Origin of the sequence: Vibrio sp. OPT41, from assembly GCF_015163595.1 — a bacterium.
Classification (GTDB): Bacteria; Pseudomonadota; Gammaproteobacteria; order Enterobacterales; family Vibrionaceae; genus Vibrio; species Vibrio alginolyticus.
Map to the genome: position 1 here is coordinate 125,867 of NZ_JADDYH010000036.1, position 26,475 is coordinate 152,341.

General features: G+C 45.2%; 23 protein-coding genes. 11 read left to right on the plus strand and 12 right to left on the minus strand.

Annotation, left to right across the window (positions count from 1 at the left end; all coding sequences use genetic code 11):
* Positions 1-112: 112 nt before the first annotated feature.
* From IQP38_RS14900 to IQP38_RS14910, 3 genes are all read right to left on the minus strand, one after another.
* A complete protein-coding gene (locus IQP38_RS14900) occupies positions 113-796 on the minus strand; it encodes an ATP-dependent zinc protease (protein ID WP_005388032.1) in 684 nt (227 codons plus the stop codon).
* A gap of 11 nt (positions 797-807) precedes the next feature.
* Entirely contained in the window at positions 808-1,995 is a 1,188-nt protein-coding gene (locus IQP38_RS14905) for an aromatic amino acid transaminase (RefSeq protein ID WP_047101084.1), read from the minus strand.
* Positions 1,996-2,150: 155 nt separating this feature from the next.
* Positions 2,151-3,008, minus strand: coding sequence for an AraC family transcriptional regulator (locus IQP38_RS14910; RefSeq protein WP_025767758.1), 858 nt, complete (start codon positions 3,006-3,008; stop codon positions 2,151-2,153).
* A gap of 120 nt (positions 3,009-3,128) precedes the next feature.
* On the opposite strand from IQP38_RS14910, the gene IQP38_RS14915 reads away from it, so the two are divergent.
* Positions 3,129-4,514, plus strand: coding sequence for an MATE family efflux transporter (locus tag IQP38_RS14915; RefSeq protein ID WP_193837699.1), 1,386 nt, complete (start codon positions 3,129-3,131; stop codon positions 4,512-4,514).
* An 84-nt stretch (positions 4,515-4,598) separates the two neighbouring features.
* On the opposite strand, the gene nrdG is transcribed toward IQP38_RS14915, so the two are convergent.
* Positions 4,599-5,069 (minus strand): anaerobic ribonucleoside-triphosphate reductase-activating protein, encoded by a 471-nt coding sequence (nrdG, locus tag IQP38_RS14920; protein WP_017634628.1) that lies wholly within the window; start codon positions 5,067-5,069, stop codon positions 4,599-4,601.
* 84 nt (positions 5,070-5,153) lie between these two features.
* Complete coding sequence (gene nrdD, locus IQP38_RS14925; RefSeq protein ID WP_005388026.1) at positions 5,154-7,274, minus strand: anaerobic ribonucleoside-triphosphate reductase; 2,121 nt, start codon at positions 7,272-7,274, stop codon at positions 5,154-5,156.
* 309 nt (positions 7,275-7,583) lie between these two features.
* Between nrdD and IQP38_RS14930 the strand changes: the two genes are divergently transcribed.
* Entirely contained in the window at positions 7,584-8,447 is an 864-nt protein-coding gene (locus tag IQP38_RS14930) for an endonuclease/exonuclease/phosphatase family protein (RefSeq protein WP_104976081.1), read from the plus strand.
* 36 nt (positions 8,448-8,483) lie between these two features.
* Here IQP38_RS14930 and IQP38_RS14935 read toward each other — a convergent pair whose 3' ends face one another.
* From IQP38_RS14935 to IQP38_RS14945, 3 genes are read right to left on the minus strand one after another with little or no spacing between them, the layout of a single operon-like run.
* Positions 8,484-8,924: a YeeE/YedE family protein gene (locus IQP38_RS14935; RefSeq protein ID WP_017820171.1), complete on the minus strand. Its 441-nt coding sequence runs from the start codon at positions 8,922-8,924 to the stop codon at positions 8,484-8,486.
* 14 nt (positions 8,925-8,938) lie between these two features.
* Positions 8,939-9,352 (minus strand): YeeE/YedE family protein, encoded by a 414-nt coding sequence (locus tag IQP38_RS14940; protein ID WP_372036149.1) that lies wholly within the window; start codon positions 9,350-9,352, stop codon positions 8,939-8,941.
* Positions 9,353-9,357: 5 nt separating this feature from the next.
* On the minus strand, positions 9,358-9,648 hold the full coding sequence (locus tag IQP38_RS14945) for an ArsR/SmtB family transcription factor (RefSeq protein ID WP_005376206.1): 291 nt from the start codon (positions 9,646-9,648) through the stop codon (positions 9,358-9,360).
* 151 nt (positions 9,649-9,799) lie between these two features.
* On the opposite strand from IQP38_RS14945, the gene IQP38_RS14950 reads away from it, so the two are divergent.
* Positions 9,800-11,503: an FAD-dependent oxidoreductase gene (locus tag IQP38_RS14950; protein WP_104976080.1), complete on the plus strand. Its 1,704-nt coding sequence runs from the start codon at positions 9,800-9,802 to the stop codon at positions 11,501-11,503.
* 67 nt (positions 11,504-11,570) lie between these two features.
* Here the strand turns inward: IQP38_RS14950 and IQP38_RS14955 are convergent, their stop codons facing one another.
* Complete coding sequence (locus tag IQP38_RS14955) at positions 11,571-12,269, minus strand: aspartate/glutamate racemase family protein (protein WP_053349909.1); 699 nt, start codon at positions 12,267-12,269, stop codon at positions 11,571-11,573.
* Between the two features lie 139 nt (positions 12,270-12,408).
* Positions 12,409-13,209, minus strand: a complete 801-nt coding sequence (locus IQP38_RS14960) for a PhzF family phenazine biosynthesis protein (RefSeq protein WP_031781164.1) — start codon at positions 13,207-13,209, stop codon at positions 12,409-12,411.
* 147 nt (positions 13,210-13,356) lie between these two features.
* Between IQP38_RS14960 and IQP38_RS14965 the strand changes: the two genes are divergently transcribed.
* On the plus strand, positions 13,357-13,806 hold the full coding sequence (locus tag IQP38_RS14965) for a YkgB family protein (RefSeq protein ID WP_005376100.1): 450 nt from the start codon (positions 13,357-13,359) through the stop codon (positions 13,804-13,806).
* Between the two features lie 198 nt (positions 13,807-14,004).
* On the opposite strand, the gene IQP38_RS14970 is transcribed toward IQP38_RS14965, so the two are convergent.
* Together IQP38_RS14970 and IQP38_RS14975 are read right to left on the minus strand one after the other, a co-directional pair.
* Positions 14,005-14,481, minus strand: coding sequence for a DM13 domain-containing protein (locus tag IQP38_RS14970; RefSeq protein ID WP_005376099.1), 477 nt, complete (start codon positions 14,479-14,481; stop codon positions 14,005-14,007).
* 195 nt (positions 14,482-14,676) lie between these two features.
* Complete coding sequence (locus IQP38_RS14975; protein WP_085569020.1) at positions 14,677-17,001, minus strand: FdhF/YdeP family oxidoreductase; 2,325 nt, start codon at positions 16,999-17,001, stop codon at positions 14,677-14,679.
* A gap of 667 nt (positions 17,002-17,668) precedes the next feature.
* Between IQP38_RS14975 and IQP38_RS14980 the strand changes: the two genes are divergently transcribed.
* The 7 genes from IQP38_RS14980 to manA all read left to right on the plus strand — a co-directional run bounded on the left by IQP38_RS14980 (position 17,669) and on the right by manA (position 26,176).
* A complete protein-coding gene (locus IQP38_RS14980) occupies positions 17,669-18,553 on the plus strand; it encodes a LysR family transcriptional regulator (protein ID WP_054730252.1) in 885 nt (294 codons plus the stop codon).
* Between the two features lie 53 nt (positions 18,554-18,606).
* Positions 18,607-19,437: a formate dehydrogenase accessory sulfurtransferase FdhD gene (gene fdhD, locus IQP38_RS14985; protein ID WP_005460891.1), complete on the plus strand. Its 831-nt coding sequence runs from the start codon at positions 18,607-18,609 to the stop codon at positions 19,435-19,437.
* 406 nt (positions 19,438-19,843) lie between these two features.
* Positions 19,844-21,238 (plus strand): hexose-6-phosphate:phosphate antiporter, encoded by a 1,395-nt coding sequence (gene uhpT / locus IQP38_RS14990; protein WP_021707729.1) that lies wholly within the window; start codon positions 19,844-19,846, stop codon positions 21,236-21,238.
* 138 nt (positions 21,239-21,376) lie between these two features.
* On the plus strand, positions 21,377-21,985 hold the full coding sequence (gene uhpA, locus IQP38_RS14995; protein ID WP_005376090.1) for a transcriptional regulator UhpA: 609 nt from the start codon (positions 21,377-21,379) through the stop codon (positions 21,983-21,985).
* Complete coding sequence (gene uhpB / locus IQP38_RS15000; protein ID WP_104976079.1) at positions 21,985-23,487, plus strand: signal transduction histidine-protein kinase/phosphatase UhpB; 1,503 nt, start codon at positions 21,985-21,987, stop codon at positions 23,485-23,487. Before uhpA ends, uhpB begins: the two co-directional genes overlap by 1 nt.
* Positions 23,488-23,493: 6 nt before the next feature.
* A complete protein-coding gene (locus tag IQP38_RS15005; RefSeq protein ID WP_017634643.1) occupies positions 23,494-24,834 on the plus strand; it encodes an MFS transporter in 1,341 nt (446 codons plus the stop codon).
* Between the two features lie 124 nt (positions 24,835-24,958).
* Complete coding sequence (gene manA, locus IQP38_RS15010; protein ID WP_193837700.1) at positions 24,959-26,176, plus strand: mannose-6-phosphate isomerase, class I; 1,218 nt, start codon at positions 24,959-24,961, stop codon at positions 26,174-26,176.
* The last annotated feature ends 299 nt before the right edge of the window (positions 26,177-26,475 follow it).

Here is a 26,475-nt window from a genome sequence, read left to right on the forward strand (position 1 = left end):
ACCAGGGCATCACAAGCAAGCATATGATTCAATAAAAATGGCCTCCAATTTTGGAGGCCATTTTTTGTTAATCACGAATCATTAGCTTGTAGCAGAAACTAGCTGTAATACATCAGTTTTTAGCGGTTTTTTTAGGTTTATCTTGCACATATTTTTTCGATACATCTACAACGGCGATATCTCTAAAAAAGCTTCGACCAAGCAAAATTGGAAACGTCATATGTCCGCGATCCGCTAACGTAAACTCTGTCTTTTCTTTGTGATCCCCAACGGTAATGTAGGCTTTTACCACCGCTCGTTTATCCACCTCTTCTGACGAAGACTGCTTAACTTTAGCCCAGCGCTCAACGGGTACTTTAAATTCTTTGGTGTCTTTGTCACCTAAATCTATCTTAAATTTAACCCAGTCTTTACCATCACGCTCAAACGGAACAATGTCAGTCGCACTAATTGATGATGTTGTCGCACCTGTATCGACTCTAGCCTTGAAAGTCTGGTCAATTTCAGGAACATAAACCCATTCTTCAGAACCAAGAATTAACATGCCATCGGGTGTTTTTGTGACCTTGACTGGCTTCTTAGGCTTTGGTTCCGGCTTTTTCTCAGGTTTCGCTTCTGGTTTGGGCTCCACCTCTGGCTTTGGATCTACATCAGGTTTCACTTCTGGCTCGACTTTAACGGGCTCTTCGACCTTTGGCGACTCTGGCTCAACAGGTTCCTGCGTCGTTTGAGTTGACGTACAAGCAATTAAACTGCCGCTCATCATAAGCGGCAGAATCAGTTTCCAGTTTTTCATCCACACTCCAATTAAGCTTGAGATACTTTCTTAATTGCGTCCGCTACGTATGGAATATGAGTTTCGGTAAGTCCGGCAATGTTAATTCGACCATCGCCAACACCATAAATGCCATAATCTTCACGCAGTTGCGCCATTTGGTTTCCACTAAAGCCTAGCACAGTAAACATGCCTTTGTGACCCTCAATGAAATCAAATTGATCTGTATTATGGTTGTTTCTCAACTCGTTACACAAACTTTGACGAAGGCTAACCAAACGATGTTGCATTTCACTCAATTCTTGCTTCCAAACGGAAGTGAGATTGTCATCTTGCAGAATGGTCTTAACTAAAGCTGCACCATGGTCGGGTGGCATCGTGTAAGTCGAGCGAGCTAGAGTGAGGAGTTTACCTTTTGCATTGGTTACATCATGCATGTTCTTACCAACCACAATCGCTGCACCAGTTCGTTCACGGTACAGACCAAAGTTCTTCGAACATGAAGTAGTAATCAACATCTCTTCAACGTTATCTGCCATAAAACGAAGGCCTTTTGCGTCTTCTTCTAGGCCATCACCGAAGCCTTGGTAAGCAATGTCCACAAATGGGATGAAACCGTTCTTCTGCGACAATTCTGTAATGGCTTGCCAAGCAGAGAAGTCAATATCCGCACCAGTTGGGTTGTGGCAACAACCATGAAGAAGTACCACATCTGAAGGCCCAGCTTTCGCAAGATCATCCATCATTTTTTCGGTGTCTACTTGTTTCGTTTCCGAAGAGAAATAGTGGTAGAACTTAACTTTAAGGCCTGCTGCTTCCATCACTGGCTTGTGGTTTACGTAGCTTGGGTTGGAAATCCAAACCGTCGTATCTGGCTGTGCGATCTTCATTAGATCACCGAGCATACGCAGCGCACCACTTGCACCTGGCGTTTGAATAGCTGCAACACGATCCATTGCAGACGTTCCCGTCAGTAGCAAATCGATCATGCTTTTATTAAATTCTTCGCAACCTGCAAGACCAACATAAGACTTGGTTTTTTGAGTTTCAACAACGACATCCTGCGCCATTTGAATGGCTTTCATAATCGGCGTTTCGCCTGCGCTGTTTTTGTATACGCCAATGCCAAGGTCAACCTTGTTTGGACGTTCATCGTTACGGTATGCAACGGATAGAGATAAAATAGGATCTAATACGGGAGTTGGGAGATTAGAAAACATGAAAGTCATAACCCTTTGAAATTCAAGTACCGAACCTCACGTTAACACCATCGCAAAAAATGACGAAATGATTTTTCACTTATTTCATCAATTAGAGAACAAAATTCTGGATTGCGGTGAGTTTTGTGCGCTCTATCGTTCAGAAAAAGAACGATTCACTCCTCGTTGTACCAATCCACTCTACCGTTTTTTCTAAACTCTCTTGGTGTCATGGTCGACCACGCTTTAAAACGTGTACTAAAGTTAGCGCTGGTCGGATATCCGACTATTTCTCCAATATGCTGAATTGGCCATTCTGTTGAACGAAGTAACCTAGCAGCATATTCCATGCGCATACGCGTTAAATGTGCCATTGGGCTTCGACCAAACTGCTTTTGAGTCAGTCGATGCAAATGAGGCTCCGAACATGGATATAGAGCCGCCACCTGCTCAACGCTCCAATCCTTATGGAGCTGACGTTGGACAAGGTCAAATACACGCCGAAGCCTCAATTGGCTGCGTGATATCGACTCTGAGGGCGGCATGTTTAACATCAGCTCTAACTGAGCCACACTATGCTCACCTACCGCACCACCATAATCGATTGGAAGGTTAATGCTGCGTAGTAACGTTTGGATACATGCATACATCACTTCAGGTGTAGATGAAAGCTGGTAGCGAACATCGCATTCTAATATCGGCCACTCTCTATCAGGAGCAAGAAAAAGCCACGCGATCTGCCAAGGTTCTTCTTCTATACCAAAACCGTTTTCAACACCTGCGGGTACTGTAATCAACGAGCCCGGTTCCAAATCGTATCGATAAGTCCCACTCTCTAGCCACCCTTTACCACGCACCGTATAGAGCAGCATGTGTTTCTTTTGGTTTTTACGATAAACAGAGAAGAAGTCACGACAAGTGGCAATGCCGCACTGCACAATGCCTCTCTCCTCAAGTGCTAATACTCGACTGTGATCAATAAACTCTTGATAAGTTTTTTCTGAAATCGCGTAGCGTTCTTGTTTATCTTCCATGATTTATTGGCTCACATGTGCGTTAGTAGAGAGTTTTACAAAGGTTTTGGATTCCTTTGAAAAATACACCGCCAAATCATGAGGATAAACTACTCGCATTAATCTTTAAGGAGAAATGCGATGCTCTTAACACGCGAATACATCGATAAAGCATTTTGGCAAAAGCTGATTACGATTGGCATACCTGTTTCACTTCAGTCCATGCTTTTTGCTTTGCTCGGCGTCGTGGATATTTTCATGGTAAGCCTACTCGGAGAATCTGCAACGGCAGCAGTTGGAGTTGGAAATCGTATCTTTTTCTTCAACCTAGCGGTTGTCTTTGGCCTGTGCGGTGCAGTTACCGTACTTGCTTCGCAATACTACGGCTCAGGAAACCTAGCCGGAATTCGCAGAACGTTGGCGCAATCTTGGTTTATTTCCATTTTGGTGACGCTGCCGTTTATCGTTCTTTATGCGATTTTTGATGAAGAGATCGTCTCTTTTATGTCAGACGATCCTGAATACGTCACTTATGCACGTGATTATCTTGTGGTTACGGGCTTTAGCCTCATTGCTACGGCGATAGTAGTACCGATTGAAGCGGTATTGCGCTCCGTGGGCCAAACCAAACTGGCAACCAACGTTAGTATCTCCGCCATTGTCGTTAACGTCGCGCTTAATTATGTTTTGATTTTTGGTTTATTTGGTTTCCCTCAATGGGGCGTATTTGGTGCAGCCGTAGGTAGTTTTGTTTCTCGATTTTTCCAAACCGCCGTCTTGATTTATTTTTTCTACAAACGATATGCTTACCTAATTCCGACTAAGTTCGATTGGGTACAAGGCCGCTTAAAACAGTATCGAAAAAAGTACTTTAAGGTTTCTTTACCCATGTTGGTCCACGATGCGCTTTGGACTGGTGGATTGATCGTTTACAGCATCATCTATGGTCAATTGGGCGTTTCAGAACTGGCGATCATCTCATTCTTATCACCGATTGAAGGGGTACTGATTTCAACCTTTATGGGATTTGCGGTCGCTGCATCCGTTCTTCTTGGGAATGATATTGGTGCAAAACATTATGACCGAGTCGAGAAAACGGCGTGGTGGTATGTGTTAACCAGCGCAATCTTAGCCACCTTGCTGTTTTTCCTAGTGTGGTTGAGCTCGCCCATGATTCATCACCTATTGGTACTGAGCCCGTTAACCGATGCAGACATGGCACTTAACGTATGTTTAGTCATGGCGCTAGGTATGATTTTGAGGGTGTTTAACATGGTTGGGATTGGCGGCGTACTAAAGAGTGGCGCTGATATTCGCTATAGCATTTTCATCGACACGTTCGGTCAGTGGGCTATTGGCATCCCCCTTACTTATTACACAGGCATGGTGTTAGGGCTGCCTTTGCATTTTGTCTTGATGTCTCTGCTCGCGGAAGAGTTAGTGAAAGGCGTACTGACGACTTACCGTATTCAATCTAAACGTTGGATAAATAATATGGTTGAAGATGACCAATCGGTGACGGCGTAACCAAAAAGACATTAACGAACTCACACCAAAAGGGCTCACCCGTTATGCACGCGTGAGCCCTTTTTATGTGCGGAGAATGCTTGATTAGATGTCCGTAAAGCGATGAATGATTTGGTTTGAACTGCCACGCCATTCGAGATTGAGGTCTTTCTTGTCTTGTTCAAACTTACCATCAATCAAAACATCGATGTATTGCACCACTTCCCTTTGCGCGTTATTCAGTTCCGTCAGCGTGTAGCCAGTCCAAACCCAAATGTCTTTACCTGGGCACTCCTCTCTCACCCTTTTCACTATCTTCAAAATATGAGGCACATTAGCAGGGTGAAGCGGATCTCCACCCGACAACGACAAGCCACGGCGTTTGATACGCGTGTCGTTTAAGTCAGCGATGATTTTGTCTTCCGCTTCTTGCGTGAAAAGTACACCAGAATCCAAACGTTGCGTCGACTGGTTATAACACCCACGGCACTGATGCACACAACCCGACACAAACAGCGTGCAGCGCGTACCCGGTCCGTTAACAACGTCAATTGGATAGTATTGGTGGTAATTCATAATGCGTCTCTGTGTTATCGCGAAAGAGAAAATCAACCTGTTTAAAGTTGATTTTCAAAGTGTTAAAACGAGTGGTAGTAAACCTTACAGGTGTTTAACTCGGCGCTTCACTTCTTCTTGCTTACCGAAGTTAAACGGGCGTGCATCTGGGCTGCCTAGGTAGCCACAAACTCGACGTGTTACTGATACTTTAGTTGAGTCATGGTTACCACAGCTTGGGCAAGTGAAGCCTTTACTTGTACAGTCAAACTCGCCGTTGTAGCCACACTCGTAGCACTCATCAATTGGCGTGTTTGTACCGTAGTAAGGCACTCGGGTGTAACTGTAGTCCCATACGTTTTCTAGTGCTTCAACGTTACGTTGCATGTTCGGGAACTCGCCGTAACAGATAAAGCCGCCGCTTGAGATTTCTGGGTAAGGCATCTCAAAGTCGATCTTGTCGTATGGGTTCACCTTCTTCTCAACATCTAGGTGGAAGCTGTTGGTGTAGTAACCTTTGTCTGTTACGCCTTCAATTACGCCGAACTCTTTCGCATCGATGCGGCAGAAACGGCTACATAGGTTTTCACTTGGCGTTGCATATAAGCTGAAGCCATAACCTGTTTCGTCAGCCCATTGATTCACAGCATCTTTTAGATGCTTGATGATCGCGACCGCTTTTTCACGCAAAACAGCGTCATCATAAACGTGCGCTTCTGTACCGAATAGCGCGTTAATTGTCTCGTGTACACCGATGTAACCAAGAGAAATAGACGCACGACCGTTCTTGAAGATATCTGCGATTGAGTCGTCTGCTTTCAAGCGAACACCACATGCGCCTTCCATGTATAGGATTGGGGCCACACGTGCTTTCACGTTTTCAAGGCGAGAGATACGTGTCTCTAGTGCTTTACGAGCAAGACGTAGGCGGTCATTTAGAAGCTCGTAGAATTTCTCTTCGCTTCCGTTTGCACGGATAGCGATACGAGGAAGGTTCAAGCTCACGACGCCAAGGTTGTTACGACCTTCGTGAATCAGCTCACCGTTTTCTTCGTAAGTACCAAGGAAGCTACGGCAACCCATTGGCGTTTTGAATGAACCGGTTACTTCCACTACTTTGTCGTAGTTAAGAATGTCTGGGTACATACGCTTAGACGCACACTCAAGCGCAAGTTGCTTGATGTCGTAGTTTGGATCTTCTGATTTGTGGTTCAAACCATCTTTGATGCCGAATACAAGTTTAGGGAATACCGCTGTTTTACGGTTCTTGCCTAGACCTGCAATACGATTCTTCAGAATCGATTTCTGGATAAGGCGTGATGCCCAGCTTGTACCAAGACCAAAACCAAACGTAACGAATGGTGTTTGACCGTTCGCCGTGTGTAGCGTGTTTACCTCGTACTCTAGAGATTGGAACGCGTCGTAACACTCTTTCTCAGTGCGTGCTTTTGCGAACTCTTCTGGCTCAGCAATGTTCCACTCTTTTGCGATCTCTAGGTGTTTCTCGTAGCTTGTGATTACGTACGGTTCTAGAACCTCATCAATACGGTTGATGGTTGTACCGCCGTAAATGTGGCTCGCGACTTGAGCAATGATTTGCGCTGTTACCGCTGTTGCAGTCGAAATTGATTTTGGCGTATCAATCTCAGCGTTACCCATTTTAAAACCATGCGTCAGCATGCCTTTAAGATCGATAAGCATACAGTTAAACATTGGGAAGAACGGTGCGTAGTCTAAATCGTGGTAGTGAATGTCACCCACTTCGTGCGCTTGAACCACATCGCGAGGAAGAATGTGCGTCTTCGCGTAGTGTTTCGCTACGATACCAGCCAACAAGTCACGTTGAGTCGGAATTACTTTGCCGTCTTTGTTCGCGTTCTCGTTGATTAGATCCAGATTACTTTCTTCAATCAAACCTTCGATTTCGCGAGTTAGTGCACTTTGCTTCTCACGAGCGATGTCGCGATCGTGGCGATATTCAATGTAAGAACGCGCTAGGGCTTTGTAAGGACCTTGCATGAGTTCATTTTCGACTAAGTCTTGAATCTCATGGATGTGAACTTCATCGTGTTCTCTTAACTGTAACTCGACAGCAAGAGCCACATTAAGAGCATAAATAGCGACATCTTTATCTTTGTTTTCCGCTGCTGCTTCAACTGCTGCTTGGATACGATCCCTGTTGAACGGAGCTCTTGATCCGTCGCGTTTGATTACGATTGGTTTCACTTTGTTCTCCTTACCCGAGCATACTCACAGAGTTATCCACAAACACACTATATGGGGTTGTTTTTTATTTTGGCAACACAATATATTGTGGCGTATTTAACGAGAAGCACCACTCGAAAACATTGATTTTGATCAATAAAGATTGGCTAGCGAACAAGAAGAAATCGATCTTATTGGCGTTGATCTCAGTTGCGAAGAAAACCATGAAAATTGCAAAATTGGTACTAAATCTACTTGCTATTTTTGGAGGTCTTGTAGGATAAAGGATGGAAAGGAATACGCTAAAAGATAGGAGTGCAACAGGCCAAAATGCGATCACTTTTTGTTACGTTAATATTACTTTTTAGTTCTCTTTCATTTGCTCAAAACTCCATCAATCTAACCAGTTGGAACATAGAATGGTTATCTATAGATGGTGGAAAAGTGTCGAGAACACCACAAGATTTTGAAAAGCTGACCCACTATGTGGATAAAACACAAGCCGACATTTTTGCTTTTCAAGAAGTCGAAAGTGCTGCTGCCATCCAAAAAGCCGTTGGCAATGACTTCACTATTTATCTTTCCGATCGTTCAAACGCCTCCAACCGACACCTTCAGTTTAACGACACCAACCAATACACAGGCTTTGCCGTGCGCAATGGCGTAAGCGTATTAGACAAGCCAGACTTCTCTATCACACGAGGCAACAGCAAGCTTCGCTTCGCGAGCTACCTTGTTTTAAATCCAAACCAAGAACACGAGACTCACCTACTCTCTGTACATCTGAAAGCGGGTTGCAGTGGCGCGTATCGTAATAACCGCGATTGTAAGATAGTGAAACAACAAGGACAGGCACTAGCTAAGTGGATAAAGGCGCGCGAGGACAACAAACAACATTATGTCGTGCTTGGCGACTTTAACCACAACTTGGGTTATCAAGGAGATTGGTTGTGGGACGTGATATCGGACAATACTAGTGCAAAGCTAGTGACTAAAGACACTAAAGCGGAATGTAAAGTGCGCTCTAATCGTAATCCGAATAAAACCCACCAATTCCGCTCGGTGATAGACCACATTATTGCGAGTGGTGATTTAAAGGCGTCGTCTGGTGTTCAAACCGTTTTCAAAACACAAGATGTACTCGACTATAAACTGAGTGACCATTGCCCGGTTTCTACGACACTCACTTTTTAGCGTTTAAGTACTCTTTTTAACGTTGAAGTACTTTCTTTATTGACGAACCACTCTTTTAGCGGTGAATGACCCAACCAACATTGCCGCTATAAAGAGCAGAACTTGTGTGTTGCCAGTAAAAAGGCTGGCAACCGCAGGACCAGGACACACACCCAGTAAGCCCCAACCAATACCAAACAGTGCTGCACCACCGACTAACTTTTTGTCTATCGTTTTAGAAGTCGGACAGACAACCTCATCACCAAACACAGATTCGCTTCTTGGCTTTATTAATAAAAGATAAGCAGGAACGAACACAACAAGTGCTCCGCCCATAACGAAGGCTAAGCTTGGGTCCCATGAACCGGTAATATCAAGAAAGCCGATCACTTTTGCCGGATCTGCCATACCAGAGACCACCATACCAATACCAAAGAGCACACCAGAAAATGCAACAACGGACATTTGCTTAATACTTTTCATTACGTGAGTTTTCATAACGACACTATTCCTCACGATACTAGCAAGACGGTTAACATGGCTGTGGCCATAAAAGTACACGTCGCGACCACAGAACGGATTGAGAAACGCCCTATTCCACAAATGCCATGGCCACTAGTACAACCATTGCCGATACGCGTACCAACACCGACTAACAAGCCAGCAACGATAACTAAAATAAGAGAACCGCTGTACTGATCTGGTACATGCCCGCCAAGAACATAAACAGCAAACAAGCCACCTAATACCATCGCAATTAAAAAAACAATTCGCCAAACGCGGTCTGCGCTCTCAACGGCACCGTTTAAGATCCCACTGATCCCAGCAGTCTTGCCAGTAAATAGCATCAGTGTTATCGCTGATACGCCAACTATTATGCCGCCCAACAGCGACATCCAAGGAACTTCAAACATAGCAACCGCCAAACTAATTACTTACAGAAAACTTGCTTAAACGCTTCAACCAGCGGACCAACTCTTTCATCAGAAATTGAATAAAATACCTGCTGAGAAACCTTCCTAGCTTTAATGATGTCGTGCTTTCTCAATACGGTGAGATGTTGTGAAAAAGCAGATTGGCTTAATGATGAACCTTCAAACAGTTCACCGACCCCTTTCTCGCCTTCAATCAGCTTACACATCACGATTAGGCGCTCTGGATGAGCCATAATTTTAAGCAGCTCACTCGCTTCGGTCGCACTTTGTAGCATACTGTCGCCCATTCTTATGCCTCTTCATTACTACATTACATTTCATTAGATATTACTAATTAATACTATTAAGTCAATGCTAATGTAGATTAAATAACATTAGACTCAGCTAATTTATTTAAGTAAGGTGTAGGCGTTTTCGATCATTCAGCAGGAGAAATCCATGAGCAAAATCGTGATTATTGGTGGGGTTGCTGGAGGTGCATCTGCAGCAGCTCGCGCTCGTCGTTTAAGTGAAGATGCAGAAATCATTATGTTTGAACGCGGTCCATTTGTGTCATTTGCAAACTGTGGCTTACCCTATCACATTGGTGGTGATATCCAAGAGCGCAGCAAACTGCTTCTTCAAACGCCTGAGAGCTTTTTAGCGCGTTTCAATGTTGATGTCCGTGTGATGAACGAAGTGGTTTCTATTAACCGTCAAGACAAAACGGTTACGGTTAAGAATTTGCTTGATGGCTCGGAATACCAAGAGAGCTACGACTTTCTTCTACTCAGCCCTGGCGCAGGTCCAGTTGTGCCGCCTATTCCGGGTATTGATAACCCGTTAACGCACTCGCTGCGCAATATTCCAGATATGGATCGCATCATTAAAACGATCGAAACCAACAAAGTTGAACACGCTACGGTCGTTGGTGGTGGTTTTATCGGTTTGGAAATGATGGAAGCCTTCCACCAGCTAGGCATAAAAACCACATTAGTTGAAATGGCGGATCAAGTGATGACGCCCGTTGACCGTGAAATGGCTGGCTTCGCACATGCTGAAATTCGTGAGAAAGGCATCGACCTTAAACTTGGCGTCGCACTTGAGTCGGTGAAATTCGTACCTAACGAGCACGTGGCAAGTTTCGACTCTGGTGAGAGCGAAAAACACCAACATCTAGAAGGTGAATTGGAATTAACACTAAACAACGGTGAAAGACTCACCACCGATATTTTGATTATGGCAATTGGTGTTCGCCCCGAGACCAAATTAGCGAAAGAAGCTGGCTTAGAAATCGGCGCTCTTGGTGGTATTTATACCAATGAATACATGCAAACCAGCGATCCTTCGATCTACGCTGTCGGCGACGCGGTAGAAGAGAAAGACTTTGTGACTGGCGAGCAAACTCTAGTGCCACTTGCGGGCCCGGCAAACCGTCAAGGCCGAATGGCAGCAGACAACATGCTTGGCCGCCAAGAAACTTACCAAGGTACGCAAGGCACGGCGATCTGTAAGATTTTTGATTTAGCCGTCGCTTCTACTGGTAAAAACGAGAAACAGCTGAAACGTGAAAACATCGCTTATGAAAAAGTGTATGTGCATACAGCAAGTCACGCGAGTTACTACCCAGGTGCAGAAACCGTGTCATTCAAAATGCTGTTTGATCCAGTAACAGGTAAAATATTAGGTGCGCAAGCAGTAGGTAAAGACGGTGTTGATAAACGTATCGACGTAATGGCAGTTGCTCAGCGTGCTGGTATGACGGTAGAGCAACTGCAACACCTCGAGCTCACTTACGCGCCACCTTATGGCTCTGCTAAAGATGTAATTAACCAAGCGGCGTTTGTGGCAAATAACATCATCAAAGGCGATGCGACCGCGATTCATTATGATGAAATGGATTCACTGACAGAAGACCAACTGTTACTTGATGTTCGTAATCCTGGTGAATTGGAGTCCGTTGGTTATCTTGAAGGTGCAATTAATATTCCTGTCGATCAACTACGTCGTCGCATGCACGAACTTCCTAAAGACAAAGAGATCGTGATTTACTGTCAAGTTGGGTTACGCGGTAACGTAGCATACCGTCAGCTGGTCAACAATGGTTACAAAGCCCGCAACTTGATTGGTGGATACAGAACTCTCAAATTTGCTCGCTTATAACTTGATAATAAAAAAGAGAAAACCACGTGCTTGGTTTTCTCTTTTTTTGCAGGAAAGAAAGCGTAGATCATTCACCTTCAATTGCCAAACGGACTGCTGCTTGAGCATGGATAGAAGTGGTATCGAGTAGTGTAACATCGGTGTGACTTTGGTTTACAAGTAAGGCAATTTCAGTACACCCGAGAATCACAGCTTCAGCTCCGTGCTCTTTTAGTTTTTCAATAATTTGCAAGTATATCGTCCTTGACTCCTCTTTGATTTCACCTTGGCATAACTCTTTATAAATAATGTTATGTACTTTAGAGCGGTCGTCTTGATCGGGAATGACGACATCAAGCCCATAACGGTCGGAAAGCCTTCCTTTATAAAAGTCTTGCTCCATTGTGAATTGAGTACCAAGGAGTCCGACCTTTTGAACCCCTTTCTCACGAAGTAACTCAGCAGTCGCGTCTGCGATATGTAGTATGGGGATATTAATACTGGCTTCAATTTGAGGCGCAACTTTGTGCATTGTGTTAGTACAAATAAGAATGAAGTCAGCGCCCCCTTTTTCTATTAAAGATGCAGCATCAGATAGAATGCTTGCCGTTTCTTCCCATTTACCTTGATGTTGAAGTTTCTCTATCTCCGAAAAATTCACGCTATACATACAAATTTTTGCGGAATTTAGGCCGCCTAACGCCTCTTTGACTCCTTCGTTGATCAATTTGTAATAACTAAGCGTCGACTCCCAGCTCATACCACCTAGAAGACCGATAGTTTTCATATAACTCTCCAATCGTTATACACCACCGTGCCAGGGGTGTTTTTACAAAAAAAATCAGCCACTTAAATAAGCAGCATTCAAGCGTCTTCACTATTGAGCATTGGGTAACACGAAAATAAAATCATTCCCACAAGGACCGCTACGCGATTCTCATATATCCTCGCAATATCGTTACTGCATTTCCAGAAAGCTTAACGTGCTCAGTGCTTAACAACTCTGTATGGACGACCCCACTTCTCTTGGAGGCTTGGAAGCCTTTCAGTTGCTTTTTGTTGAGCTCTTTAGCCCAGTAAACACATAAAGCGCAATGTGCAGAGCCTGTAACTGGGTCCTCATTAACACCTACCCAAGGCGCGAAGTATCGAGAGACAAAATCGGCGTCAGTGCTTGATTGAGCAGTGATGACGACGCCACGGCCTTTTTGTTTAAGCAGCGCACCAAAATCAGGGTCGAGCTGTTCAAGCACAAATTCATCATTAATGACGACCAACTGCTTATTATCAAACTGACCGTAGGCGACTACATTGGCGGCATCTAGCCCCAAACCATGAAGTAAGTCTTTGTTAATACTAGCTCGCATATCTAAAGTTGGAGCAGGAAACACCAAATGAATTTCTTCATGATCGAGTTGTGCAGTTAAAACCCCAGATAGCGTAACGAACTCAATCGTATCTCCAGTATTATATAACCCCTGCTCTTTCAGAACGTGCGCCGTTGCAAGTGTGCCGTGTCCACACAAAGCAACTTCCGTCCTCGGTGTAAACCAACGAAGTTGCATTGTACTGAGTGACAGAAATGCCGTTTCAGATAACGACATCTCGGCCGCGATGGCCAACATCGTTTCCTCATCAAGGCTTGACTCTGTGATACAAACACCCGCGGGATTACCTTTGAAAACCTCTGATGTAAACGAGTCAACCTGAAAAATTTTAACTTCCACGAAATATCCTTAAGTTCTATCAAACACGTAATTCTGTATCACGTGATTTTTAATATCTGTTGTTTGAGCGAAAAAAACCTATGAAATTTTCTACCAACCTTATAGGTCTTGTTGGAAGCGCTAACAAACAGGAGAATGTAGTTAATTATGCAAAACGTAAAAAGCCATCATCAATGTGACTCAATTGGATATCTTATCGGAGTTTTCGGCGTTTCTTTAGTTCTAATATGGATTGGTATTTATAAATTCACACCTACAGAGGCCAAGCTTATACAACCGCTCGTTGAAAATCATTTTCTGATGAGTTGGTTGTATGATGTGATGTCAGTTCAAGCCGTATCAAACATCATTGGCGCAACAGAAATCATTGTCGCTATTGGATTAATCGTTGGCCTTAAAAACACACGAGTCGCTTATTTTTCTGGCATAGCCGCCGCAATTATTTTTCTTGCGACACTCAGCTTTCTAATTACGACACCGAATACATGGAAAGTGTCTGATGGGGTTTTGGTGACAAACTTCTTTTTAGTAAAAGATATTCTATTTTTAGCCATTGCGATTAGCGTCATCGAACGAAACAAGCCAAACAGAGAATAACTCTAAATAGTTCGAAATCTTGTTTTTCCAGAACGTAGCCTGAAAGGTGCAAACGACTTACAGGTCGAATGGTTCTGTCAATAACTCTAAACAAAGGCTCTTAAATTTAGAGTGTTTAAGAGTCTTTGCCTCTTAATTATGCGAAACAACATCCTAGCGTAAAGTGAAAAGAAAAGCCTTTCACTCTACTGCTAAGGTTTATTGATACTTTGCCGAAGTAATGAACTCACCGAATGTCTCGCACCATACAACAACCGTATTGTATTCAGAAATTGAAGTGCTTTGAGGAACCTCAACAACGAAGTTATCGAACGTTTTGACATCACCAATTAAGCTCATCTCAGATTTAAGGTCATTAAACTCTTGTTCCGTTTCGACAAACTTAGGAGATAGATAGAGTTTATAGTCTGGTCCGGGAGCGAGTTTTCCTACCAACGTAATGACTTCAGAACTCAAATGAATTTCTCCCTCTCCCCAATGAAAAGCGTCGCTACCTTTGAGTTCCCTCTTAAACACTGCGCTGTATTCTGCACCTTGCTTGCTCTTAGCAACTTGTTCATCGGTCGGCGCAGGTGGTGCAATAAGGATCGGTAAAGTATAGATACCTATCGCAATGCCAATAGAAACTGCCACTAAGTGACTGATTGTTAATTTAATTATATTTTTCAAGGTCATAAGCATCTTCTTATTAGTTTTACTACTTGAAATTAGATTCAAATCGGCCTTATCTGTCTATTATCGAGCAGCATAATGTCATTAACATTATACACAAGCTATGCGCACTAAATGCAGACTGAGCGCAATTAAAAACGGCTGATAATTAATATCAGCCGTTTGCTTATCGGAAATGTCGTTGTGCCGGTTTGGTCACTATTCCGCTTCCACCAAAGCGATCTTATCGGATGTCGATTTTTCCAATTTTATCGCAATAAACTTAGAGGTTGGCGTAAACGTTCTATCCCCATAACTGTCCAAAGGAACTAATGGGTTTGTTTCTGGATAGTAAGCCGCCGCCTGACCTGCTGGTACATCATAGGCAACAAGCGTAAATCCGCTCACACGGCGCTCAACGCCATCTTCCCACAATGACACCATGTCCACTTTGTCGCCCGGTTCAAAACCGAGTTTACGAATATCCGCTTCATTGATAAACAGCACTTCGCGCATACCAAATACTCCACGATAACGGTCATTCAAGCCGTAAAGTGTCGTATTGTATTGGTCGTGTGAGCGCATGGTTTGCAAGATCAAATCTGGCTTTTGGCCTTTTTCGAGTATCGCTTCGCTGATCAACTGCTTCGGCAACTCGCTAGAGCTGAACTGTGCTTTGCCGCTTGGTGTATTCCATCGACGCTCGGCAGCTGGGTTTACCAAGTGGAATCCACCCGGGTGTTTAAGCTTATGGTTAAAGTCGGTAAAGCCCGGAATCGTGTCTGCAATCAAATCGCGAATACGGTCGTAATCTTCAATCGCCCACAACCAATCAATTGGTTTTGCCCCGAGTGTAGCATTGGCAATACCGGCAATAATCGCTGGTTCTGAACGCAAATGCTCCGAACGCGGTTTTAGCTGACCAAATGAGATATGTACCATGCTGAAGGTATCTTCAACCGTCACGCCTTGTGGGCCAGTCGCTTGCTGATCAATCTCGGTACGGCCTAAGCATGGAAGAATAAGCGCATCTTTACCTGTGACAAGGTGAGAACGATTTAACTTCGTCGAAATGTGTACGGTTAAATTACAGTTTCGCATCGCGTTGTGCGTACGTTCTGTGTCTGGCGTTGCTTGTGCAAAGTTGCCGCCCAAACCGATAAATACTTTCGCTTGCCCTTCTTCCATCGCTTTAATGGCTTGCACAGTGTTGTGGCCTTCACCACGCGGGACGTCAAAGTTAAATCGACTTTCAATGCGATCCAACAACAGATCTGAAGGTTTTTCATCAATGCCCATCGTACGGTCGCCCTGAACGTTACTGTGACCACGCACTGGTGAAAGCCCCGCTCCCGGCTTACCAACGTTACCTCGTAACATTTGCACGTTTGCGACTTCTTTAATGGTTGGCACAGAGTGACGATGCTGAGTCAACCCCATCGCCCAACACATGATCACACGTTCTGCACGTCGATACATGCTCGCCACCATCTCGATTTCACTTAAATCAAGACCCGATTGTTCCGCGATGTGTTCCCAAGAGGTTGCGTCCACTTCAGCCAAATACTCATCAATACCTGTTGTGTGTTGCTTGATGAATTCACGATCAAATACCGCTTTTCCACCGTTTTGCAATGCCTTGCGTTCCCATTGCAACAAGAATTTCGCGATGCCACGAAACACTGCCATGTCTCCACCTAAAGCAGGACGCAGGTACGCCGTGTTGGTAGGCTCTGAACCGTTACTCAACATCTCAATCGGCATCTGTGGGTTTTGGAAACGCTCTAATCCGCGCTCTTTCAGCGGGTTTAGACAGATAACCTGTGCTCCACGTTTTACCGCTTCACGCAGAGGTTCAAGCATTCGTGGGTGGTTCGTACCCGGGTTTTGACCAATCACGAAAATCGCATCAGCTTCTTCAAAATCATCAAAGATCACTGTGCCTTTACCAACGCCAATGGTGTCTTTCATCCCGATAGCACTGGCTTCGTGGCACATGTTGGAACAATCTGGAAAGTTATTGGTACCGAATGCGCGCACAAATAGCTGATACAAAAACGCCGCTTCGTTGCTTGCACGACCAGAGGTATAAAACTCAGCTTGGTGTGGTGAATCCAATTGATTGAGATGTTTCGCGACAAGTGCAAAAGCCTCATCCCAAGAGACTGGCACGTAGTGATCGGATTCAGCATCGTATCGCATTGGGTGCGTGATACGGCCTTGGTATTCCAACCAGTAATCGGTTTGCGTTGAGAGAGAAGAAACGCTGTGATTGGCAAAAAACTCAGGATCAACCAGACGATTGGTCGCCTCCCAGTTTACCGCTTTCGCGCCATTCTCACAGAAATTGACTTTACCACTATCTGGCGACTCGCCCCATGCACATCCAGGGCAGTCGAAACCGCCATTTTGGTTGGTTTTGAGCATAGTGCGAATGTTTTTAACTGCATTTTCACTGCCCCACCAACTTCTGGTTACGGCTTTCAGTGCACCCCAACCACCAGCTGGACCTTTGTATGTTTTTATTTGTTCTTTTTGGCTCACGACTTTACTCCTCGCAGATATACCAGCAAGCAGGGTGCCCGTGAAAACAAGCGCGTTATTTATTGAGATAATGCGGAAGTATTGAAGGGCTTAGTTTCTAATCCATGTATTTTTTAATCCAAATAAGTAACCACTCAACATGCTCTCGCTTGTCCGAGCGTTTACTTATCTAGATTCTTGATATCGGATACCCGCCTACTGCTTCTAAGACTGTTAGATTCAATGCGCATTGTTGCGTCTTGATCTAAATCAAAGATTAAGTCGTTATTCAATATGCGTCCAATTGATAATCCTGACCGAGTGATAAACAAAATCTATGACGAATTTTTCCACTGACGGTCATCACATTTTTAATCAATACAATTTATGAGGTTAATCGTTTTCCCATCCGATTCCACCTAGTTCGCTTAACGAACTCAATAAAATCGCCACTCTTGATAATAGATAATATCTATCACACTATAGATACTTTAAATTTGACCCTAATTAATATCAGGAATAGCCTTGATTCAGATCAATTTTGAGTGAGGTTTTATTCTTGACTTGGTTTTGGTTTTCCATTCCCCAGTTAAAACGCTCCAGCGCTTAAAAAGTACGGTAGTGCTGTGCCCTTTTTAGGGAGTTCCCCCCGTACATGTGACTCACAACGCAAGGTTAACAAGCCATTATGGATATCAAACAACTTAAATATCTCATCGCACTTGAACAGACCAAACACTTTGGTCAAGCCGCCGCATTGTGCCACATTACGCAGCCTACCTTGTCCATGAGAATCCGAAGCTTAGAGGAAGAACTCGATCTCGAATTAATCCAAAGAAGTCAAAGATTTGAAGGGTTTACTGAAGCAGGAGAACGCATTTTAGCTTGGGCGAAAACCGTCTTAGCCGCTCATGATGGACTGCAAGCCGAGGCTGCTAACTGCCGTGGTCAGTTGGTCGGTTCACTTCGGCTTGGAATGGTGCCACTCGCCAGCCAAAACCCGATGGAATTGCTCAAACCATTAGCTCAACAGTTCCCTGAGTTACGCTTTCAAATACTCTCCATGACGACCGAACAGATCATAGACCAACTCAATCGCAATCAACTTGATTTGGGGATGTGTTATGTCGATCAAGTCAACACCGCTTACTTCGATGTTATCGAGCTATACTCGACCAAACTTGGCGTTTTATTCGATGAGCGTCATTTCGATTTTGCCGAATCTGAAGTGTTGTGGGAGTCACTCAATAACATTCCGCTAGGGCTGCTTTCGAAGGGTATGCACTATCGCCACTCAATTGATCTTAGCTTTGTGAGTAAAGGGCTGGTTCCGCAAACCGTCATTGAAAGTAACTCCACCTTTCACTTGATCCAAGCAGTAACCAGTGGCCTTTGTTGCGCCATTATGCCGCTGAACTGTGGATTAGAAGAGTTGAACGATACGCTTCGCATTATCCCTATCGAAGAAGCCGCCGTTCACGCCCCGCTAGGTTTGTTAAAGCGAAAACAAGAACCCTTCTCCGCGCTAACCGATCAGTGCTTCGCAGAAGCGAAGAACATATTCAATCGATAACAACAACCCACACGTCAATTTTTGGCATACATAACGGCTTATGAGGTGATTTCATGAGATGTACTACTCAATCTTATTTTGAACTGTCCGATTTCAATCAAGCACCACCTCAACCAAGTGCGTTCAATTACCGAGAATTGATTGATGGCCGCCCAGTGCAACAAATGTCGCTGGCGAGTGAGTCAGCTTTAGCTATCAGCTATAACGGCATTAGCCAAGCGGTCATGATGGTGACGCCAGGCCATCTGGAAGACTTTGTGAAAGGGTTTAGCCTAAGCACAGGCATCGTCCACGACTTCAAAGAGATCAAAGACATTGAAATTGGTGGCGATCACGAATCTCATTATGCGGAAGTAGAAATCAGCAACCGCGCTTTCTGGGCGCTAAAAACACAACGTCGGAATCTTGCAGGCACAACCGGATGCGGCATTTGTGGCGTCGAGGCTCTGGAACAAGCTTTGCCTGATTTAGCACCGCTAACACCGTCTCTTCCTCCGCGCTCCGATGTATTCGAAGGGCTGCGAGACAAAGTCGCACTGCATCAAGAAGCCGCACGTGAATCTGGCGCGCTACACGCCGCTTTATTTTCAGATTTACAAGGCAACATCAAGTTGTGCCGAGAGGACATCGGCCGTCACAACGCGCTAGATAAGTTGATTGGCGCATTGGCCAACAATCACATCGAACCTCAAAGTGGCTTCGCTATCATGACAAGCCGTTGCAGCTTGGAGTTGATCCACAAAGCCGTTCGCGCGCGTATCCCCACTCTGGTTTGCTTATCTGCGCCTACAGCGTTAACTGTCGAATGGGCAAGAAGAAACCATTTGAACCTAATTCACTTGCCAAAACACGGCTCGCCGCGTCTATACAGCCCCGCGCCTTAACACGTCAACCTAATCGAATTCGTAATATTTCTAACGGAGACCTCTGGGTCTCTGTTGTTTGCTTCTCGTTCCCAATTGATACTTAGCGACAAGACACTATTCTCTCCAACCAAACGTGCTCACCCCTTGTCAGCACTAAGCTTGCGTATATTAACCTGCTTGCATTTGAACGCTTTCCAACCCGATAAGAACCCTGTCAAAAACCCATAAATTAGTAAGGATTTTGTGTGACTCTTTTCACGCTTTTCCGCCTTCCTAGGCATTTCTAGGAATTTTTCCTAGCCGATCTAGGCAACCATCTCATGTGCCTTACAAAACCACTCTCTAGAATTCCGCTCAGTCAAAGGTAACAAGAGCGCATAACGGTCTCCGTTGTGTTTCTAAAACAATTACAAGAGAGTTCATCATGTTAAAATTCCTCGAACAGGTGCGGAAGCCGACCCTCGATCTTCCTGTCGAAGTTAGAAGAAAGATGTGGTTTAAACCGTTCATCCAATCTTACTTGGTCGTATTTATCGGCTACCTAACCATGTACTTGATTCGTAAGAACTTCAATGTCGCGCAAAACGACATGATCTCAACTTACGGTTTGAGCATGACAGACCTAGGTCTTATTGGCCTTGGCTTCTCCATCACATACGGCATCGGTAAAACCGTTGTGTCTTACTACGCTGACGGTAAGAACACCAAGCAATTCCTCCCTTTTATGCTGATCCTTTCTGGTCTTGCAATGCTTGGTTTCAGCTTCAGCATGGGCGGCGGTAGTGCAAGCCTGTTCTTGATGGTGGCTTTCTACGCTCTAAGTGGTTTCTTCCAAAGTACTGGTGGCCCTTCTAGTTACTCAACCATTACAAAATGGACACCTCGTAACAAACGCGGCTCTTACCTAGGCTTGTGGAACATGTCACACAACGTTGGTGGTGCGGGCGCAGCGGGTGTTGCTCTTTTCGGTGCTAACTACCTATTCGACGGCCACGTAATCGGCATGTTCGTGTTCCCTTCTATCATCGCGATCATCGTTGGCTTTATCGGTATGCGCTTTGGTAGCGACTCTCCAGAAGCTTACGGTCTAGGTAAAGTAGAAGAACTTTTCGATGAAGCAGTGAGTGAAGAAGACACCGCCGCAGAAGAAAACCAGATGACCAAAAAAGAAATCTTTGTTGAATACGTTCTTAAAAACAAAGTTATCTGGCTACTTTGCTTTGCCAACATCTTCCTTTACATCGTTCGTATCGGCATCGACCAATGGTCAACGGTATACGCGTACCAAGAGCTTGGTCTGTCAAAAGAAACGGCAATCTCTGGCTTTACTCTGTTCGAAGTCGGTGCGCTTGTGGGTACTTTGATGTGGGGTTACCTGTCTGACCTAGCAAACGGTCGCCGCGCATTGGTTGCTTGTGTGTCTCTTGGCTTGATCATCGTATCGCTTGAGTTCTACCAGCACGCCACTAGCGAGTTCATGTACTTGGCCTCACTATTTGTATTGGGCTTCTTGGTGTTTGGTCCGCAACTTCTTATCGGTGTTGCCGCAGTTGGTTTTGTCCCTAAAAAAGCAATCAGTGTGGCTGACGGCGTAAAAGGTACATTCGCTTACCTAATCGGTGACAGCTTCGCGAAACTTGGTCTCGGTATGATTGCAGACGGTACACCTATCTTCGGCTTAACAGGTTGGAAAGGTACCTTCGCAGCTCTAGATACCTCCGCCATGATTTGTATTGTTTTGCTTGCTTTCGTCGCTATCGCGGAAGAGAAGAAGATTCGACACGCGAAGAAGCTTCAACTTGCACAAAACCAAGCCTAACTTCTCTGCGCGCTTTACTTCGGTAAAGCGCGCAAGATCATTAAAATGAGTTGATCAATTCAGTATCATTAAAGGTTTTTCTATTGGCTCCTGTTGGAGCTTATTGTTGTTAGTCGTCTGCTCTATTTGGTTGTAATAATGATTCATGTTGCTCTAGTTGATGATCACGTCATCGTGCGTTCAGGTTTCGCACAATTATTAAATTTAGAAAGTGATATTACCGTTGTCGGTGAATTCGGCTCTGTCGCCGAAGCGCGCAAAGGCTTGCCTGCGGTACACCCTCATGTCGTCATCCTAGATATCTCCATGCCAGATGAAAGCGGCTTAAACTTTCTTAGCGAAATACCAACTGGCATTGCCTGCGTGATGCTTAGCGTGCATGACTCCCCTGCGATGGTGGAAAAATCACTAAAGCTAGGTGCAAAAGGCTATCTTAGTAAACGCTGTAGCCCAGACGAACTTATTCAAGCCGTGAGAACCAGTGCTTCTGGCGGCTGTTACCTCACATCAGATATTGCACTTAAACTTGCAACGCCTAGCGACAACACCACCTCTCTATGCCAACTGACAAAACGTGAAAACGAGGTATGTCAGCTACTTGCGACCGGGTTGGATGTAAAGTCTGTCGCGGCAGAGCTTGGCTTGAGCCACAAGACCGTGCATGTGCATCGTGCGAATGCCATCGACAAACTCGGCGTGAAAAACAACGTTGAGCTCGCCAAACTATTTTCTCAAGAGTCCTTTTAATGCGAGCTTACGCTGTTACCACCATTTGCGGACTATTTGTTATGGCTTGCGCCTGGTTCTGCTTATGGGTGATTGCCTATTACTTTGTCAATGATCCCGAACTGGCGATCTTATTGTTTCCTTTCGCTTTAAGATTAGGTGTCGCCCTACACACTCGCACCGCTTATTGGCCGACGATTTACCTTTCGGAGTGGGGACTTTCCATCGCACTTGCAATGTTACTGGGTCAACCGCAGTGGCTTACCGTGCTGATTGCGAGCATTGCCAGTATCCCGGTCACTCTGATTGCGAAAAAATACTACTACGGAGACCAAAACCGCCATTTAGCCGTGATGAGCGCAGTCATTATCATTAGCGCGTTTATTAATGTGATGGCCGTTGGTTTTCACGTTCCTTCGGTTTACATGGTATGGCTGGCTAGCATTTCTGGAGGCTTGCTCGTGGTGCCTATGTGCTACTTGTTATGGAGTTATTTGTTCCAAAGTCGTTGGTCTCCGCTTAGCTCTCTCCTACTAAGTAATGCCGTTGTATTTCAGGTGCGTCATATCGTGCTTTATGCGCTACTTTTGATCGGCAGTATTTTGGTGCAAACCAGTTTGCCTGAAGAGCTAAAACGATTTGCGCCATTTTGTATGGCGATTCCAATCATCGTGCTTGCTCTGCGTTACGGCTGGCAAGGAGCCCTGCTCGCCACCATGCTCAACAGCATTGCGCTGATTGCGGCTCGCAGCGGCGTATCAAATCTAGAAATCACCGATTTGTTATTATCTCTCTCGGCGCAAACCATCACCGGCATTATGCTCGGCTTAGGGATTCAGAAACAAAAAGACCTCAATCACAAACTGCGCGGCGAACTTGCACGCAATCAGAATTTGTCTCGCCAGCTTATCAAAGCGGAAGAATCGGTAAGACGCGATATTGCGCGCGAGCTACATGACGAAATCGGCCAGAACATCACGGCAATCCGCACACAAGCCAACATCATTAAGCGGGTAAATAACGCAGAAACACGCGTTGGTTGCGCCGACATGATTGAAGGGCTTTCCCTCAACGTGTACGACACTACTAAGCGACTGTTAAGCAAGCTAAGACCCAAAATGCTGGATGATTTGGACTTGAAAGAATCCGTCGAGCAACTGACGCGAGAGATGGAATTCGCCAATCACGGAACGACTGTTCAACTGAACTGGCAAGGCGATTACACAAGCCTGAGTGACACACTCAAAGTAACCCTATTCCGTTTATGCCAAGAGTCATTAAATAACGCTGCCAAGTACGCAGAAGCGCAGTTGATCAATATTGAACTGACAATTGGAGAAACGGCGGTGTCATTGATGATTCACGATGATGGTGTCGGTTTCAAAGTTCAGGACAGTATGAAAGGCATGGGCGTTCGCGGCATGCAAGAGCGTGTGCACGCGTTAGGTGGAAAAATGGTTATCTACTCCACCAGCGATCAAGTGATCGGCACACAAATCAGCATTACTTTACCTAAGGTGTAACTCAAGATGTTTGGATTTTTACGTTCACCTAAATTTACTCAACCGAGTCTAAGCAACGAGCAAATCGACCAGCGTTACCGCCATTGGCGTTTGCACATTATGTTGGGGATGTACATCGGCTACGCAGGTTTCTACTTTACCCGTAAGACCTTTAACTACGCCGCACCAGCGATGATTACCGATCTTGGCTTAGATAAAGGCGATTTGGGTCTTATCGGTACGCTTTTCTACATCACCTACGGCTGCTCGAAGTTTATTTCTGGCACGATTTCGGATCGCTCTAATCCTCGTTATTTCATGGGACTAGGATTGATTGCGACAGGTCTGGTCAACATCGCGTTCGGCTTTTCTAGCTCACTCGCGGCTTTCATTACTCTGTGGATCTTAAACGCGTGGTTCCAAGGCTGGGGCTGGCCTTCATGCTCGAAGCTGTTAACCACTTGGTATTCACGTTCCGAGCGTGGCTTCTTATGGGCGATTTGGAACACCGCACACAACGTTGGTGGCGCGCTGATCCCTATTTTGGTGGGCTATATAACGTTGCACTACAGCTGGCGTGAAGGTTTTATTCTACCCGGCATCATCGGGGTATTACTCGGTCTATTCGTTTGTTGGCGATTGCGCGACAAACCCACAACAATGGGTTTACCAAGTGTCGGCCAATGGCGCAACGACGCACTAGAACTTGCGCAAGAAAATTACGGACGTGGCCTCACCTACCGAGAAATTCTGAAATCGTACGTATTTAACAACAAATACATCTGGCTACTCGCGTTCAGTTATGTGTTGGTTTACATCGTCCGAACCGCAATCAACGACTGGGGAAACCTGTATTTAACCGAGCAGCATCACTATAGCCTGATTAACGCCAACGCTGCTCTGTCGATGTTTGAAATCGGCGGTTTTGTTGGTTCATTAGTTGCGGGTTGGGGTTCAGACAAACTCTTTGGCGGTAACCGCGGACCAATGAACTTGCTGTTCGCGATTGGGATTTTTTTATCTGTCTCTGCGCTTTGGCTGATGCCCCTGACCAACTTTGCGTTCCAAGCCGCGGGATTGTTCTCCATCGGCTTCTTTGTCTTTGGACCACAAATGCTGATCGGTATGGCGGCGGCGGAGTGCTCTCACAAAGATTCTGCCGGCGCGGCAACAGGATTCGTGGGCTTGTTCGCCTACATGGGCGCAGCATTGTCTGGTTATCCACTGGCGTTAATTCTTGAAGAATATCATTGGACGGGTTTCTTCATCACCATTTCAGTTTGTGCAGCCGTCATTGGCCTTTTGTTACTGCCATTTTTGCAAGCGCAACCATCACGAAAACCACTCGAACCAAAACCTCGGTTGTAAATCGACTTATCGCCCTTCGGGCAAATTGGCGAGTGACCTAACCGCGCTCGCCCACCTTATTTAACGTATCTCTGCTCAATTTTTCTTCCGATTCAGTTCGGAGGGTTAACTATGGGAAAAATTCATGAATTTGAACACTATTTCATCGCATAGCTTCTTTCAAATGAACAACAAAATCCAAAACTACGCTTGGGGAAGCACCTCTTCTATTCACGATTTGTTTGGCTTTTCTAACGAAACGAATGAGCCTCAAGCAGAAGTATGGATGGGTACTCACCCAAACGGCTGCTCTGAAGTTCAGATTGAGCAAAACACGCTGCCTTTGTCTGAACTGATCAAACAAAACCAACCCGCTTACTTATCAGCAGAAACCGCAGCGAAATTTGGCGACCTGCCCTTTCTGTTTAAGATCTTAGCGGCCGAACATGCACTGTCGATTCAAGTTCACCCAAGCAAACAAGATGCCGAAATAGGCTTCGAAAAAGAACAAAGTGCCGGGATCCCACTAAACGCAAGCCATCGTAACTACAAGGATCCAAACCACAAACCTGAGTTGGTGTACGCGCTGACAAGTTACCAAGCCATGAACGGTTTTCGCTCGTATGCCGAGATTATTGAGGCATTTAGCCTTTGCGATATCGATGAGCTACGCGCGCCTCTTGACACATTCAAACGCGAAATCAACTCACAAGGTTTACGCGATTTCTTTGTGCACATTCTTACCATGGAAGGAGAAACAAAAGAGCGAGCACTGAAACAGCTTCTTGCCCACGCTTCACGTCAATCGGAGCAAGGCACTGACAGCGACGTTTTCCAGCTCATCTTGGATCTATCCACTCAATACCCTGGCGATGTCGGCTTGTTTGCGCCATTACTGTTGAATGTCATCACGCTGCAACCTGGCGAAGCGATGTTCCTGAGCGCAAGAACGCCACACGCTTACATTAAAGGTACGGGATTAGAGATCATGGCGAACTCAGATAACGTTTTGCGTGCAGGACTCACGCCGAAACATATGGATGTTGAAGAACTGGTTAAATGCACAGACTTTGTGCCTAAGCCGTTTAACGGCCTTGTTCTAGAACCCAATGCCAATGGTTGCCAAAGCCTTTACCCCGTTCCAGTGGCAGACTTTAGTTTCAGCATTCTTAACGAACCGAACAATGAAGTGATTGAGGCTAACAGCGCAGAGATTTTGATGGCGATTGATGCCGACCTGACACTCATCAGTGATAACGGTGAGACGTTAACCGCCGCGAAAGGACAATCGGTATTTGTTCCTGCTTACGTTGGCCATTACCGTATTCAAAGTGCGGGACGTGTGGCTCGCACCTTTAACTAACTTCTGGATAACGGATTCAAGCTAGCGTCTGACCCAAGGGACTGGGTTAGACAGCTTATTCCTCTCATAGATTGAGCCTGTCCGGTTTTAAGACACTCATTCTTACACCTTATCGACTCAAAGCCGCTGCGGTCTAAACCATCTAAGTTCTCTAAGAACCATAGATTCCTCTATTCACTGCAACATTCATTGTCAAAACCCATTTATTTCCAGTAAATTCGCCGCTCCAATATCAAATCACTTGGATAATAAAGGCGCTTGCACAGTGGTATTTGTTGCAAAACGTATAATCAACGTTG

Excerpts from the sequence above, each read along its gene's own strand:
- fdhD (WP_005460891.1), top strand. The coding sequence starts at position 18,607 with ATGAGATGTACTACTCAATCTTATTTTGAACTGTCCGATTTCAATCAA.
- IQP38_RS14955 (WP_053349909.1), bottom strand. The coding sequence starts at position 12,269 with ATGAAAACTATCGGTCTTCTAGGTGGTATGAGCTGGGAGTCGACGCTT.
- uhpA (WP_005376090.1), top strand. The coding sequence starts at position 21,377 with ATGATTCATGTTGCTCTAGTTGATGATCACGTCATCGTGCGTTCAGGT.
- IQP38_RS14915 (WP_193837699.1), top strand. The coding sequence starts at position 3,129 with ATGCTCTTAACACGCGAATACATCGATAAAGCATTTTGGCAAAAGCTG.
- IQP38_RS14910 (WP_025767758.1), bottom strand. The coding sequence starts at position 3,008 with ATGGAAGATAAACAAGAACGCTACGCGATTTCAGAAAAAACTTATCAA.
- IQP38_RS14905 (WP_047101084.1), bottom strand. The coding sequence starts at position 1,995 with ATGTTTTCTAATCTCCCAACTCCCGTATTAGATCCTATTTTATCTCTA.
- IQP38_RS14930 (WP_104976081.1), top strand. The coding sequence starts at position 7,584 with ATGCGATCACTTTTTGTTACGTTAATATTACTTTTTAGTTCTCTTTCA.
- uhpB (WP_104976079.1), top strand. The coding sequence starts at position 21,985 with ATGCGAGCTTACGCTGTTACCACCATTTGCGGACTATTTGTTATGGCT.
- IQP38_RS14900 (WP_005388032.1), bottom strand. The coding sequence starts at position 796 with ATGAAAAACTGGAAACTGATTCTGCCGCTTATGATGAGCGGCAGTTTA.
- manA (WP_193837700.1), top strand. The coding sequence starts at position 24,959 with ATGAATTTGAACACTATTTCATCGCATAGCTTCTTTCAAATGAACAAC.
- IQP38_RS14980 (WP_054730252.1), top strand. The coding sequence starts at position 17,669 with ATGGATATCAAACAACTTAAATATCTCATCGCACTTGAACAGACCAAA.
- IQP38_RS14970 (WP_005376099.1), bottom strand. The coding sequence starts at position 14,481 with ATGACCTTGAAAAATATAATTAAATTAACAATCAGTCACTTAGTGGCA.
- IQP38_RS14965 (WP_005376100.1), top strand. The coding sequence starts at position 13,357 with ATGCAAAACGTAAAAAGCCATCATCAATGTGACTCAATTGGATATCTT.
- nrdG (WP_017634628.1), bottom strand. The coding sequence starts at position 5,069 with ATGAATTACCACCAATACTATCCAATTGACGTTGTTAACGGACCGGGT.
- IQP38_RS14945 (WP_005376206.1), bottom strand. The coding sequence starts at position 9,648 with ATGGGCGACAGTATGCTACAAAGTGCGACCGAAGCGAGTGAGCTGCTT.
- IQP38_RS15005 (WP_017634643.1), top strand. The coding sequence starts at position 23,494 with ATGTTTGGATTTTTACGTTCACCTAAATTTACTCAACCGAGTCTAAGC.
- IQP38_RS14935 (WP_017820171.1), bottom strand. The coding sequence starts at position 8,924 with ATGAAAACTCACGTAATGAAAAGTATTAAGCAAATGTCCGTTGTTGCA.
- IQP38_RS14950 (WP_104976080.1), top strand. The coding sequence starts at position 9,800 with ATGAGCAAAATCGTGATTATTGGTGGGGTTGCTGGAGGTGCATCTGCA.
- uhpT (WP_021707729.1), top strand. The coding sequence starts at position 19,844 with ATGTTAAAATTCCTCGAACAGGTGCGGAAGCCGACCCTCGATCTTCCT.